The 12,905-nt window shown below is 30.9% G+C and carries 14 protein-coding genes and 1 other RNA gene; 9 read left to right on the top strand and 6 right to left on the bottom strand.

Annotation, left to right across the window (positions count from 1 at the left end; translation table 11 throughout):
* Positions 1-363: 363 nt before the first annotated feature.
* Complete coding sequence (gene rpsT / locus AC5SLO_RS06685) at positions 364-624, bottom strand: 30S ribosomal protein S20 (RefSeq protein WP_271517227.1); 261 nt, start codon at positions 622-624, stop codon at positions 364-366.
* Between the two features lie 50 nt (positions 625-674).
* Positions 675-1,538 (bottom strand): bifunctional DNA-formamidopyrimidine glycosylase/DNA-(apurinic or apyrimidinic site) lyase, encoded by an 864-nt coding sequence (gene mutM / locus AC5SLO_RS06680; protein WP_494573181.1) that lies wholly within the window; start codon positions 1,536-1,538, stop codon positions 675-677.
* A 35-nt stretch (positions 1,539-1,573) separates the two neighbouring features.
* Between mutM and ubiE the strand changes: the two genes are divergently transcribed.
* Genes ubiE through AC5SLO_RS06650 form a run of 6 tightly spaced genes read left to right on the top strand, consistent with a single transcriptional unit; the run spans position 1,574 to position 6,701 of the window.
* Positions 1,574-2,278, top strand: a complete 705-nt coding sequence (gene ubiE, locus AC5SLO_RS06675) for a bifunctional demethylmenaquinone methyltransferase/2-methoxy-6-polyprenyl-1,4-benzoquinol methylase UbiE (protein WP_494573180.1) — start codon at positions 1,574-1,576, stop codon at positions 2,276-2,278.
* A complete protein-coding gene (ubiB, locus tag AC5SLO_RS06670; protein WP_494573179.1) occupies positions 2,278-3,846 on the top strand; it encodes a 2-polyprenylphenol 6-hydroxylase in 1,569 nt (522 codons plus the stop codon). The genes ubiE and ubiB overlap by 1 nt, the downstream gene beginning before the upstream one ends.
* 7 nt (positions 3,847-3,853) lie before the next feature.
* Positions 3,854-5,059, top strand: a complete 1,206-nt coding sequence (coaBC, locus tag AC5SLO_RS06665; RefSeq protein WP_494573178.1) for a bifunctional phosphopantothenoylcysteine decarboxylase/phosphopantothenate--cysteine ligase CoaBC — start codon at positions 3,854-3,856, stop codon at positions 5,057-5,059.
* 6 nt (positions 5,060-5,065) lie between these two features.
* Positions 5,066-5,503 (top strand): dUTP diphosphatase, encoded by a 438-nt coding sequence (gene dut, locus AC5SLO_RS06660; protein ID WP_494573177.1) that lies wholly within the window; start codon positions 5,066-5,068, stop codon positions 5,501-5,503.
* Positions 5,500-6,255: a HesA/MoeB/ThiF family protein gene (locus AC5SLO_RS06655; protein WP_494573176.1), complete on the top strand. Its 756-nt coding sequence runs from the start codon at positions 5,500-5,502 to the stop codon at positions 6,253-6,255. The genes dut and AC5SLO_RS06655 overlap by 4 nt, the downstream gene beginning before the upstream one ends.
* Positions 6,252-6,701: an SH3 domain-containing protein gene (locus AC5SLO_RS06650; protein WP_494573175.1), complete on the top strand. Its 450-nt coding sequence runs from the start codon at positions 6,252-6,254 to the stop codon at positions 6,699-6,701. Before AC5SLO_RS06655 ends, AC5SLO_RS06650 begins: the two co-directional genes overlap by 4 nt.
* On the opposite strand, the gene AC5SLO_RS06645 is transcribed toward AC5SLO_RS06650, so the two are convergent.
* The 3 genes from AC5SLO_RS06645 to AC5SLO_RS06635 all read right to left on the bottom strand — a co-directional run bounded on the left by AC5SLO_RS06645 (position 6,694) and on the right by AC5SLO_RS06635 (position 10,006).
* The gene (locus AC5SLO_RS06645; RefSeq protein ID WP_494573174.1) at positions 6,694-7,287 is read right to left on the bottom strand and encodes an aspartyl/asparaginyl beta-hydroxylase domain-containing protein; all 594 of its coding nucleotides are present in this window, start codon (positions 7,285-7,287) and stop codon (positions 6,694-6,696) included. The genes AC5SLO_RS06650 and AC5SLO_RS06645 overlap by 8 nt on opposite strands.
* A 9-nt stretch (positions 7,288-7,296) precedes the next feature.
* Positions 7,297-9,483, bottom strand: coding sequence for a catalase/peroxidase HPI (gene katG / locus AC5SLO_RS06640; protein WP_494573173.1), 2,187 nt, complete (start codon positions 9,481-9,483; stop codon positions 7,297-7,299).
* 115 nt (positions 9,484-9,598) lie between these two features.
* On the bottom strand, positions 9,599-10,006 hold the full coding sequence (locus AC5SLO_RS06635) for a transcriptional repressor (RefSeq protein WP_271517027.1): 408 nt from the start codon (positions 10,004-10,006) through the stop codon (positions 9,599-9,601).
* A gap of 74 nt (positions 10,007-10,080) precedes the next feature.
* On the opposite strand from AC5SLO_RS06635, the gene fabA reads away from it, so the two are divergent.
* From fabA to AC5SLO_RS06620, 3 genes are read left to right on the top strand one after another with little or no spacing between them, the layout of a single operon-like run.
* The gene (gene fabA, locus AC5SLO_RS06630; RefSeq protein WP_494573172.1) at positions 10,081-10,581 is read left to right on the top strand and encodes a bifunctional 3-hydroxydecanoyl-ACP dehydratase/trans-2-decenoyl-ACP isomerase; all 501 of its coding nucleotides are present in this window, start codon (positions 10,081-10,083) and stop codon (positions 10,579-10,581) included.
* Positions 10,581-11,792 (top strand): beta-ketoacyl-ACP synthase I, encoded by a 1,212-nt coding sequence (fabB, locus tag AC5SLO_RS06625; RefSeq protein WP_494573171.1) that lies wholly within the window; start codon positions 10,581-10,583, stop codon positions 11,790-11,792. The genes fabA and fabB overlap by 1 nt, the downstream gene beginning before the upstream one ends.
* 2 nt (positions 11,793-11,794) lie before the next feature.
* Positions 11,795-12,580 (top strand): enoyl-ACP reductase FabI, encoded by a 786-nt coding sequence (locus AC5SLO_RS06620; protein ID WP_494573170.1) that lies wholly within the window; start codon positions 11,795-11,797, stop codon positions 12,578-12,580.
* A 25-nt stretch (positions 12,581-12,605) separates the two neighbouring features.
* Here the strand turns inward: AC5SLO_RS06620 and ssrA are convergent.
* Positions 12,606-12,902: a transfer-messenger RNA gene (gene ssrA / locus AC5SLO_RS06615) on the bottom strand.
* Between the last annotated feature and the right edge of the window lie 3 nt (positions 12,903-12,905).

The following is a 12,905-nucleotide window of genomic DNA, read 5'->3' as shown; positions in this document are numbered from 1 at the left end:
TTTTTTGCAATAAATAATTTTGTAAAAGCAAAAATAAATAAAATTTATATTTGCAATAAATAATTTAGTAAAAATAAAAATAAATAAAATCTACAGGTGATTCATTTCTAGCGCGAATATTCTTTCTAATACTGATGTAATTACAACTAAGAAGTGGTCTGTTTTCAATTTTAGAAATTATTTTGCCACAGTGCTGTTTGATTGAACGATTAAGTTTTACAAATTTAAAATCTATGAGTGTGTGATTTATAAATTATGTTTCGTATTATTTTACTTAATCTATATATGGTTAATCTAAAAATAAAATTTCTTATATGATGTAAGTATTATTAGTTGAAATTTCAAATCGCCGTATATAATTTATTATAAAGCTGAAATTTTCTTAGTTATTCTTGAAATGTTTCTTGAGGCATTTGCTTTCTTTATAATTCCAGTTTTTGCAACTTTCATTAATTCAGAGTTCAACTTTGGCAAGAATTTTAGAGCTTCATCCTTTTTCTTTTCTACTAGAAGTAAACTCATTTTTTTTATAGCATTTCTGTATTTGCTTTTACGAGCCTTATTCACCAATGTTTGTTTAGCAATTCTTCTAATTGTTTTAATTGCTGATTTTGTGTTTGCCATAAGCGCAGTGGTATAGCTTGAGAATTTATACTGGTCAATAGAATAATTGCTTATTTTTGGCAAATATTGCAGAAGAAAGTTGATCTATTCGATATAAATATTTTCTTAATTTTACCATGACAATTTTTTCTTGAGCAGTCCTGGTTCTCTCTTTGATATACTTTAAACTCTTTTTGAAAACTGCCATTTTTTCCTTCTGTATTTTTAAAATCTCGAATACTTGATCCACCTTTTTCAATAGCTTTTTTAAGTACACTTTTTGAATAATAAATGATTTTTTTACAATCACTTTTCGATAATTTCATCGCATATGTATTGGGATTTATTTTACATAAAAATAAAATTTCGCTTGCATAAATGTTGCCTATGCCAGAGACAAATTTTTGATCCAATAGAAAACTTTTTATATCTTTTTTTTTATTTATAAAAAAATTTAGAAGGTATTTTAAATTAAAACTTAAAAAAAAAGGTTCTGGACCCAAATGATTAAATCTTTTTTTTAATTCTTTGGGATTATCAATAAACCTAAAAAATCCAAATCTTCTTGGGTCATTATAAATAACACTCATATCATTAAACTGGATTTCAACATGATTGTGTTTCTTTGGCAATTCTGGTGAATTATAGAAACTAGTATTGGTAAATTTATTTATAATATGTTTATTAATTAGATGAATGGTTCCTGACATACCTAAGTGAATTAAACAAAAAGAATTATCATTAAAATTAAGAATTAAATATTTTGAAAACCTAGTAACTTTTTTAATCTTTTTTTGTTCTAATAATTTTTCAAATTTTAATGGAATTTTAAACCTTAAATTTCTGTTTTTAATTATTACTTTTTTTATTCTTTTTTGTTCTATTTTTTTTGATAATGATTGTTTGACTATTTCTACTTCTGGTAATTCTGGCATTTGATACTATATTAGCAGTAAATAATAAATTTTATATGCAACAATATCTCCAAAATAAAAAAGGATTGGTTCAAAATGTATTTGACAATGTTTATGACAAATATGATTTAATGAATGATTTTATGTCATTGGGCATTCATCGGATATGGAAAAGAAATTTGATGAGCTGGATGAACCCATCAAAAGATAAAATTCTAGTTGATGTTGCTTGTGGGACTGGAGACTTAGGTAAACTTTTTTTAAATCTAACTGATGAAAATTGTAAAATTTATTGTGTGGATCCTAATTCTGGAATGATAAGCAAAGGTAAAGAAAAATTAAAAACTTATAAAAATATTGATTGGTTGATTGCTCCTGCAGAAAAGCTTCCAATTAAAGATAGCTCCTGTGATTATTATACAATCAGTTTTGGACTTAGAAATACAAAAAATCTTAATAAAACACTTGCAGAAGCACATCGAGTATTAAAACCTGGTGGGCGCTTCTTGTGTTTAGAATTTTCAAAAATTCAAAATTCTAATTTAGATTTTATTTATAAGAATTATTCAAAACTAATTCCTTTAGTTGGTAAGGCTGTTATTGGCAAAAAAGAACCTTATGAATACCTGGTTAAAAGTATTGAAGAATTTATTAATCAAGAAGAGCTAATTGATCTAATGAAAAAAAATAATTTCATAAATTGTAGTTACAGAAATTTATCAGGTGGTATTGTTGCGATTCATTCTGGTTGGAAGGTATAATGATTAAAAAATTATTTACTCTTTACAAATTAGGAAGAAAATTAGCTAAATCAGATGTTTTAAATATAGTTTCAAAATTCAAAAAACCACCATTAGCAATTACAATTTTATTTCAAATATTGTCTTTCTCTTTTTCTAGTTCTGGAAAAAATAACTTAAATGAAAATGAAGGAGAAAAATTATCTAAATCTCTTCAATCAATGGGAACTACTTTTATTAAACTTGGACAATTTTTAGTTACTAGACCCGATATTATCGGAGAAGAACTAGCCAAGCAATTAGAAGGCTTGCAAGATAGGTTGCCTCCATTTTCTTTAACAGAAGCAAAAGCAATAATTAAGAAAGACTTAGGAGATGAAACATTTAACTCAATAATTGACTTGAGTGAACCTGTTGCTGCTGCATCGATTGCACAAGTACATAAAGCTAAAATTGATGACAATGGAACTATAAAAGATGTAGCTATCAAAATTTTAAGACCAGATATTAAAAAAACTTTTAATGAAGAAATAGATGCATTAATGCTTTTTGCTTTCCTTATTGAGTCCTTCATCAAAAAAACAAAAAGACTTAAGTTGATGGAAGTTGTATTTTTACTTAAAGAGATAACAAATCTAGAAATGGATTTGAGGTTTGAAGCAGCGGCAGCAAATGAATATGCTGAAAATACAAAGAATGATGCAGGTTTTAGAGTACCAATAATTTATTGGAACTTCACAAGTGAAAATGTGATGACACTTGATTGGGTCGATGGTGTTTCAATTCGTGAAACGGAAGACTTACAAAAAAGAAATATTGATACCAAGCAAATCGCATCAGATATAATTCAACATTTTTTAAGACATGCTGTTAGAGATGGTTTCTTCCATGCAGATATGCATCAAGGCAATATATTCATTGATAATAATGGTCAAATTGTTCCTATTGATTTTGGTATTATGGGAAGATTAGACAATCTAAGTAAAAGATTTTTGGCAGAAATTCTCTTTGGTTTTATTCAGCGAGATTATAAAAAAGTAGCTGAAGTGCATTTAGTTGCCGGCCTCGTTCCAAAAGATGTACCCGTTAATGATTTGGCTCAAGCTTTGAGATCAATTGGTGAGCCCATTTTTGGTCAATCTGTCAAAGATATTTCAGGGGGAAAATTATTAAAACAACTTTTTGATGTTACTGAAAAATTTAATATGCAAACACAACCTCAATTACTAATGCTGCAGAAAACAATGGTGGTTGTTGAGGGTGTTGCAAGAAAACTTAATCCAGATACTAATATATGGGATACATCAAAACCAGTTTTAGAAAGTTGGTTAAGAGAAACAAAAGATCCAATAAATACATTGAATGAAGGTTTAAAAAGCACCACTGAAGTAATTAAAAGATTGCCTGATTTTCCAGAAATAATGGATAAAGCAAATCAAGCTTTGACATTTTTAGCAAGTGGTCAAATACCTCAAAATTCTAACTCCTTTACAGCTTTAAATGAAAAAAAATCAGAAATGATAGCGTTTAGAAATCAATCTATTATTGGTTTATTACTGCTTGTAATTTTTGGTCTAGTAGTATTTTAATTCTTCAATGAAAAATTTAACAGGTAAAAAAATACTATTAATAATATGTGGGGGTATATCAGCCTATAAAAGTTTAGAACTGATTAGATTGTTTAAAAAACAAGGTTCAGAAATTAAAACAATCCTTACCAAAAGTGCTAAAGAGTTTGTAACTCCTTTATCAGTAGCCTCACTTACTCAAGAAAAGGTTTATGACGACCTATTTAATGCTGAAAATGAAGCTGAAATGGACCATATATCATTGTCTAGATGGGCAGATTTAATTCTAGTGGCTCCCGCAACAGCGAATACTATATCAAAATTAAGTGTAGGATCTTCTGATGATCTAGCTTCAACTGTAATTCTAGCATCTGATAAAGATATTTTTCTAGTTCCTGCTATGAATGTTAGAATGTGGGAACATCCATCTACTAGAGAAAATTTAAATAAATTAAGGTCCTTTGGTTATAAAGTAATTGGTCCTGAAATTGGTGATATGGCTTGTGGTGAGTTTGGAGAAGGTAAAATGACTGAGCCAAAAAGTATTATTGAAGAAATTAATATTTATTTTAACTCCATAACAAATAATAATAAATTTAAGGCCTTGATAACTGCTGGACCAACAAATGAATATATCGATCCTGTTAGATTTATTACTAATAAATCTTCGGGCAAACAGGGCTATGCTTTAGCTAATGCATTTGCAAAAAAAGGTTTTCAGACAACACTTATTTCTGGACCAACCAACCTTCCTATTGGAGAAAATATAAATTTGATAAAAGTAGAAACAGCACAAGAAATGTTGCAAGCTACAAAAAAAAACTTACCTGCTGATGTTGCTATCTTTTCAGCAGCAGTTGCTGATTTTAAAGTGAAGGAAATAAAAAGTGAAAAAATAAAAAAGAATGAAAATTTAAATTTAGAACTTGAAAAAAACATTGATATTCTAAACTATGTTTCAAAACACAATTCCTTAAGACCAAAACTAGTTGTTGGTTTTGCAGCAGAAACAAATGAAATTGAAACAAATGCAAAAAAAAAATTAGTTGAAAAAAATTGTGATTGGGTAGTTGCAAATGATGTGTCGAATAAATCTATTGGATTTGACTCTGATTTTAATGAAGTTTCGATTTTTTACAAAGATGATGAAATCAAAGACGAAAAACTTAGCTTAAAACAAAAGTCTGCTATTTCTGAAGAAATAGTTGATAGAGTTATTCAGCAATTAAATTAAAACTCAGTGGCAAAAGTATTAATTAAAAAACTAAATCCTGAAGTAGAATTACCATCATATAAAACCTCTGGTGCATCGGGTATGGACCTCATGGCATTTATAAAGGAGCCAATTAAAATTCCTCCTAATACCTCTTATTTGGTCCCAACAGGACTTTCTATGGCATTTTCAAAGGATTATGAGGTGCAGATACGTCCACGTTCAGGTCTCGCCGCAAAGAACCACATAACTGTTTTAAACACACCTGGAACTATCGATAGCGATTATAGAGGGGAAATTAAGGTTATTCTTTTTAATCACGGTAAAGAAGATTTTTTGATTAATAATAAAGATAGGATTGCACAAATGATCTTAACACCTGTTGTTAAAATGGAATTAGAAGAAGCAGATAATTTACCCGATTCAATTCGTGGCGAAGGTGGGTTTGGCTCAACAGGAAAATGAGCAACCCATTAAATAAACATTCTATTGAACGATATTCTAGACAAATTGTTCTTAAAGATATTGGTGTTCTAGGACAAAAAAAAATTTTAAACGCAAAGGCATTAATCGTTGGAGCTGGAGGGCTTGGATGTCCTGTTGCTGAATTTTTATCTAGAGCTGGTGTTGGGACAATTGGAATTATAGATCATGATAAAATTTCACTCTCTAATTTACACAGACAAAGCCTTTATAACACAAATGATATTGGTAAATTTAAAGTTCAAATAGCAAAAGATAAAATAAAGAAAATAAATCCAAATACAAAAATAAAAACTTATAAAATTAGATTAAATAAAAAAAATATCATAAAAATTATTAAAAATTACAATTATATTGTTGATGGTTCTGATAATTTTTCAACAAAATTTTTATTAAATGATTTTTGCTTAAGATTTAAAAAAACTCTTATCACTGGTGCAATTAGCAAATTTGATGGACATGTATTTACTTTTGATTTTAAAAATAAAAAAATTCCTTGTTTAAGATGTTTTTTTCAAGAAGACCAAATTTCAGATGACTTATTAAACTGTGAGGCAGAAGGTGTACTTGGTACTGTTGCTGGTATAGTTGGAACTATCCAAGCTAACGAAGTTTTAAAAAAAGTTTTAAATATTGGGCAAAACCTTGATGGTCATATTTTAATCATGGACTTACTTAATCTAAACTTTAGAAAAGTTAAATTAAAAAAAAGAAAATTTTGTTTTTGTAAATGAAAAAAAAAATAATTATTTTATTTTTATGTTTATTAATTACAAATATTCAATCTTTAAATGCTGAAGAAAAATTCCTCTCTTTAAAGAAGAATAAAGTAAATGTCAGATATGGACCAAGCTTTGAGTCTGAGATTAAATACATTTATGAGAAAATAAATCTACCCGTAAAACAGATTGACCAAAAAGAAAACTTTAGAAGAATAGTTGATCTAAAAAATAATAGTGGATGGATTCATGTTTCTCAAATTAAAAAATCTAATTCAATCATTATCTTGGAAGACAAAATTTTATTTAAAAAAGCATCATATTTTTCTAAACCTATCGCTCGTTTAGAAAAAGGAAGATTACTTATTATCAAAAAATGTGAAAATACTTGGTGTAATATAAAAACTGGGGATTATTCAGGATGGGTTAATAACCAGAATGTATGGGGATCTATTAATTAAACGGATCCTCTAATAAACAAGCAACTATGTGAATTCTAGCTTGTTCGCCCCCATTAAAAAAATTATGATATTTTGTATTATTTGTAATAGTAACATTTCCATCTGCAGGCAGATGTTTAGCTACATTTTCGATAACCATTGAACATCCTAAGTTTGTGATAATCGGTACATGAAGTCTTGGCTCAGGATCTTTATGCCAGCTTAATGTTGATCTTGGCTCTTTTAATAGCAATCTCACTCTACCCAGTTTAAATCTTTTGCTTAAGATGTCATAGACTTCTTTAAAATATGTATTTTCAAATTCAGGAACTAGTTGTGTGTATTTCGATTCATCTATTTCAATATCTCGAGAAACTTCTTTTCCTGTTTCGTCAGCAATCGTCCAATATTTACCTCTTAAATTATGTCCATCAATAGAACTACTATCATTAGGAATTTGATTTATTGGAATGGCGCCAAAATGAGCAACTCCTAAAGAATTAAAATTTCTTTTTTTTAAGACTAGCTCTAAATCAGATCTTAACCTTGATATATCAAAGTTAAGATCTGGTACCGTATAAAAGTCTTTAAATTGAACGCTATTCATTAATGATGACTAATGAGCTTTCTTTAGTTCTTGTCTGTCAGCATTCATTACTTTAGTCCATGCATTAACAAAGTCTCTAACAAACTTTTCTTTATTATCATCTTGCGCATAAACTTCTGCGTAAGATCTTAATATAGAGTTAGAGCCAAAAACTAAATCTACTCTTGTAGCTGTAAACTTAGTCACATCAGTTGCACGATCTATTATTTCATAAAGGTCTTTGCTTGCAGGTTTCCACTTAAACTTCATATCGGTTAAGTTTACGAAGAAATCATTGGTAAGAGCTCCTGGATTATCAGTAAACACACCGTGTTTAGTTCCACCATGGTTGGTATCTAAAACTCTCATTCCACCAACTAGAACTGTCATTTCTTTAGCTGATAGACCCATTAAAGAACTTCTATCAAGCATCATCTCTTCAGTTGTAACTAAATATTCTTCTTTAGCCCAATTTCTAAAAGCATCATGAACTGGTTCTAAAACTTTAAAAGAATCAACATCCGTTTGCTCTTGAGTTGCATCACCTCTACCAGCAACAAATGGAACTTTGACATTTAGTCCCGCTTTTTTTATAGATTGTTCTAATCCAACATTTCCAGCCAAGATTATAATATCGGCAACACTTGCACCTGTTTCTTGTGCAACGTTCTCAAGTTTACCAAGAACATTATTTAATCTTTTTGGCTCATTGCCTGCCCAATCCTTTTGTGGTGCCAATCTTAATCTAGCTCCATTCGCTCCACCCCTGTGATCGGTTCTTCTATAAGTCCTTGCACTGTCCCATGCTGTAGCAATCATTTCAGAACTACTCAAACCAGTAGCTTCGATTAATTTTTTTGCTTTTTCAACATCAAAATCTTTTCCTGCAGGGACTGGATCTTGCCAAATTAAATCTTCTTTTGGAACATCAGGACCAACATAATATTTTTTAGGACCTAAATCTCTATGAGTTAATTTAAACCAAGCTTTTGCAAATGTTTCTTCAAGATATTTAGGGTCTTTATGAAAACGTTCTGCAATTTCTCTATAAATAGGATCCATTTTCATAGCCATATCAGCATCTGTCATTATTGGATTTCTTTTTATAGATGCATCAGCTAAGTCTACTGGCTTATCTTCATCTTTCATATTAATTGGTTCCCACTGGTTTGCTCCAGCTGGACTTTTCTTTAATTCCCAATCGTAGTTTAATAAAAGATTTAGATAACTATGATCCCATTTGTTTGGATGAGTTGTCCAAGCACCTTCAATACCACTAGTAACCTGGTTAACACCTAGACCGCCACCACCTTTTCTATTCCAGCCAAAGCCTTGTTCATGTACATCTGCAGCCTCAGGTTCTGGACCTAATAATGAAGCATCTCCATTACCATGAGCTCTTCCAACTGAGTGACCTCCTACTGTTAAAGCACAAGTTTCTTCATCATTCATTGCCATTCGGCCAAATGTTTCTCTAACATCGTAAGCAGTTTTTAATGGATCTGGTTTTCCACCCACACCTTCTGGGTTAACATAGATCAATCCCATCACAACCGCTGCTAAAGGATTTTTAAGTGAAGTTCTGTCATCGTTATTGTCGTATCTTTTATTTTCTAACCATTCTTTTTCAGAACCCCAATAAACATCTTTCTCTGGGTGCCATATATCTTCTCTTCCAAAAGAGAAACCATACATTTTAAGACCCATTGACTCATATGCCATATTTCCAGCTAAAATCATCAAGTCTGCCCAGCTAATTTTATTTCCATATTTTTTTTTAATAGGCCATATTAATCTTCTAGCCTTATCTAAGTTGGTATTATCTGGCCAAGAATTTAGTGGTGCAAATCTATGGTTTCCTGTTCCACTTCCACCTCTACCATCTGCAATTCTGTAAGTTCCAGCTGAGTGCCAAGCCATTCTGATAAATAGTCCACCATAGTGCCCAAGGTCTGCTGGCCACCAGTCTTGACTGTCTGTCATAAGTTTTAATAGATCTTTTTTTACTGCTTTAAAATCTAATTTTTTGACTTCTTCTTTGTAGTCAAACTTTTCATCCATTGGATTTGTTTTAGTGTCATGCTGATGTAAAATATCTAAATTTAAATTCTTTGGCCACCATTCAGCTGTAGGTGTCTGACTTGATTTTGTCATTCCACCGTGCATTACGGGGCAACCTGAACCATTTTTGCTAGTTTTACTAATCTCTGAACTCATTTGACCTCTTTTGTTGTTAGTTTAAGTTTTATTACGCTTGTTAAAAATTCTTTATTCAATCTATATAACTATTTTAATTTTTGTGTCAAGTAGTTTAGAATAATTATAAAGTAATTTATTCACTTTCAACATTGATTATGACATCAATATTTTTAATTTTTTTTCCTGTTGGTGGATTTGGTATATCTTTCAAATCAACCTGGTTAATATCAATCAATTCTTTATTTTTAATATCAAAAAAATGGGAATGGGTACCTGTGTTAGTATCAAAATAGCTTTTATCAGTTGCTATAACAATTTCTTTTAAATAACCATTTTTTTTAAAAGCATGCACTGTGTTGTAAACTGTTGCTAGAGAAATTTTTTCATCTAATTTTTCTTCAATTATTTTACTAAGGTCATTAATTGTAAAATGAAAAGTTTCCTTTGGTGAAAATAAGGCCTCACATATTTTTAATCTTTGTCTAGTTGGTCTTAAACCAGATTCTCTTAACTTTTCTTTATATATATTTAAATTGTTCATTATTGTTTATAATTGTTCTAAACTATTACTATATTATAATCTCTTTAAATCAAGTATTAAGGAGTTTATTTTTTATGAAAAAAAATTCATACACATATAATGAACTAATTAATTGTGGAAATGGAGAGCTTTTTGGCCCCGGTAATGCAAAATTACCTCTTCCGCCAATGCTCATGTTTGATAGAATAACTGAAATCAGCGATAATAGTGGTGCTTTTAAAAAAGGATCTTTAAAGGCTGAATTAGATATCAAAGATGATCTTTGGTTCTTTGAGTGTCATTTTAAAGAAGACCCTGTTATGCCAGGTTGTCTTGGCTTAGATGCTATGTGGCAACTAGTTGGTTTTTATCTTGGGTGGCTTGGTAACCCAGGTAAAGGGAGAGCTTTAGGAGTGAGTACAGTAAAATTCACTGGTGAAGTTTTAAAAAATGTTAAAAATGTAAGATATGAAATTGATATGAAAAAAATTATGGCTCCAGGTGGAACAACAGTTGGTCTTGCAAATGGCTTAGTATTTGCAGATGACAAAAAAATATATTCAGCAGAAAGCTTGAAAGTAGGATTATTTAAATAATGAGAAGAGTAGTTATCACAGGTTTAGGAATTGTATCTTGTTTGGGAAACAATCAAGAAGAGGTTCATCAGTCACTATTAAATTCTAAATCAGGAATTTCATATGCTGAGGAATATAAAGAACATAATCTTAAAAGCCATGTTCATGGCAAACCAAATATAAAACTTGAGGATCATATTGATAGAAAAACAATTAGATTCATGGGTTCAGGGTCAGCCTATAATTATATTGCAATGAAAGAGGCGATTGAAGACTCTGGATTAGAAGAAAGTGAAGTTAGTAATTTTAAAACTGGTATTGTTATGGGTTCAGGAGGACCTTCAATTGAAAATGTAATTTTAGCAGCAGATAAAACTAGAGCCAAAACTCCAAAATTGATGGGTCCTTTCATTGTTCCAAGAACAATGGCAAGTACAGCTTCAGCTACACTTGCTGTTCCATTTAAAATTAAAGGAACCAACTACACAATGAGCTCTGCATGTGCTACTAGCGGACACTGCATTGGAAATTCAATGGAATTAATCCAAATGGGCAAACAAGATGTTGTTTTTGCAGGTGGAAGTGAAGAAGTTCACTGGGCAATGACAGCAATGTTTGATGCAATGACAGCGTTATCTTCAAAATACAATGATACACCTGAGACTGCATCAAGAGCTTATGATAAAACTAGAGACGGTTTCGTAATCGCTGGTGGTGGTGGAGTTTTAGTTCTTGAAGAATACGAACATGCTAAAGCAAGAGGAGCTAAAATATACGCAGAATTAACTGGTTATGGAGCAACATCAGACGGATATGATATGGTAGCCCCATCAGGAGAAGGAGCAATCAGATGCATGCAAATGGCTATGGCAACTGCTGAAAACAAAATTGATTATATAAATACCCATGGAACATCAACACCAGTTGGTGATATTACTGAATTAAATGCTGTTAAAGGAGTTTTTGGGGATACAATTCCAAAAATTAGTTCAACCAAATCTTTATCTGGTCACCCGTTAGGAGCTGCATCAGTCCATGAAGCTATCTATTGTTTAATTATGATGAAAAATAATTTCATTGCTGGTTCTGCAAATATTGGTGAAATGGATGAAGAGGCTAAAAAATTTCCAATAGTTGCTAAAACAGAAACTGGAGCAACTTTAAATACTGTTATGTCTAATAGTTTTGGTTTTGGTGGAACCAATGCTGCTTTAATTTTTGAGAAAATATAATCATGAGTTTGATGAAGGGTAAAAAGGGATTAATCATGGGCGTTGCCAATGAAAGATCAATTGCTTGGGGCATTTCACAAAAGCTTGCTGAAGCTGGAGCTGAACTTGCGTTCACTTATTTAGGTGATGCTTTAAAGAAAAGAGTTATTCCTTTGGCAGAAAAATTAAATTCAAAAACTACATTTAGCTGTGATGTTGAAAAAAAAGAAGATGTAACAAAATTATTTGAAGATGTTAAGTCTCAATGGGGTGAAATTGATTTTGTGGTTCATGCAATTGCATTTTCAGATAAGTCAGAATTATCTGGTGAATATTTAAATACTACTAGAGAAAACTTTTTAAGAAGCATGTTAATTTCATGTTTTTCATTTACAGAAGTCGCTAGGGAAGCCTCTAAAGTAATGAAAGAAGGTGGAAGTTTAATTACCTTAAGCTATGAAGCAAACAAAGCTATTCCAAACTACAATGTAATGGGTGTATGTAAGGCCGCTTTAGAATCTAGCGTTAAATACTTAGCAAGAGATTTGGGTGCTAAAGGCATGAGAGTAAATGCAATAAGTGCTGGCCCTATTAAAACTTTAGCAGCTTCTGCTATTGGAGATGCAAAATTCTTATATAAATGGAACGAGGACCACTCTTTCCTTAAAAGAAACGTAGATATTCATGATGTTGGGAACTCCGCATTATATCTATTAAGCGACCTTGCAAACGGTGTAACGGGTGAAATTCACTACGTAGATGCCGGATATAATAAGGTTGGGATGCCAGATCCTAAGAATATTACTTAAAATATAGTTAAATTTAGTTAAAAATATTAGGGGCGTTCTGTTGCCAGGGGCTGTGAACCCCGTCTACTTAATTAACAAGTAATTAAGTAGCAAGTGCGTAACTTTCGTTAGCAATTATAAATTAGCCCGTTATGGTGGAACTATTCCGAACGAAAAAATAGTTTTTAGTCACCTGTCGATTCTGGTTCACCCACATAATTTTCAACTGGTGGAGGAGGTGGGTACTGCCCCCACGTCCGCAATGGTTATTACAATATTCGTTTATCGTTATAATTAATTAAAAGATGTACATTATATGAGTTTTATTTTATTTTTTAAGCATTAA

Source organism: Candidatus Pelagibacter sp. PS_44 (genome assembly GCF_059417735.1).
Note: the sequence above shows the minus strand (reverse complement) of the source record. Positions and strands in the feature narration are given on the sequence as shown.

What these genes read in the sequence shown, in the direction of transcription:
- rpsT (WP_271517227.1), bottom strand. Translation starts at nt 624, where the DNA reads ATGGCAAACACAAAATCAGCAATTAAAACAATTAGAAGAATTGCTAAA.
- mutM (WP_494573181.1), bottom strand. Translation starts at nt 1,538, where the DNA reads ATGCCAGAATTACCAGAAGTAGAAATAGTCAAACAATCATTATCAAAA.
- ubiE (WP_494573180.1), top strand. Translation starts at nt 1,574, where the DNA reads ATGCAACAATATCTCCAAAATAAAAAAGGATTGGTTCAAAATGTATTT.
- ubiB (WP_494573179.1), top strand. Translation starts at nt 2,278, where the DNA reads ATGATTAAAAAATTATTTACTCTTTACAAATTAGGAAGAAAATTAGCT.
- coaBC (WP_494573178.1), top strand. Translation starts at nt 3,854, where the DNA reads ATGAAAAATTTAACAGGTAAAAAAATACTATTAATAATATGTGGGGGT.
- AC5SLO_RS06655 (WP_494573176.1), top strand. Translation starts at nt 5,500, where the DNA reads ATGAGCAACCCATTAAATAAACATTCTATTGAACGATATTCTAGACAA.
- AC5SLO_RS06650 (WP_494573175.1), top strand. Translation starts at nt 6,252, where the DNA reads ATGAAAAAAAAAATAATTATTTTATTTTTATGTTTATTAATTACAAAT.
- AC5SLO_RS06645 (WP_494573174.1), bottom strand. Translation starts at nt 7,287, where the DNA reads ATGAATAGCGTTCAATTTAAAGACTTTTATACGGTACCAGATCTTAAC.
- katG (WP_494573173.1), bottom strand. Translation starts at nt 9,483, where the DNA reads ATGAGTTCAGAGATTAGTAAAACTAGCAAAAATGGTTCAGGTTGCCCC.
- AC5SLO_RS06635 (WP_271517027.1), bottom strand. Translation starts at nt 10,006, where the DNA reads ATGAACAATTTAAATATATATAAAGAAAAGTTAAGAGAATCTGGTTTA.
- fabA (WP_494573172.1), top strand. Translation starts at nt 10,081, where the DNA reads ATGAAAAAAAATTCATACACATATAATGAACTAATTAATTGTGGAAAT.
- fabB (WP_494573171.1), top strand. Translation starts at nt 10,581, where the DNA reads ATGAGAAGAGTAGTTATCACAGGTTTAGGAATTGTATCTTGTTTGGGA.
- AC5SLO_RS06620 (WP_494573170.1), top strand. Translation starts at nt 11,795, where the DNA reads ATGAGTTTGATGAAGGGTAAAAAGGGATTAATCATGGGCGTTGCCAAT.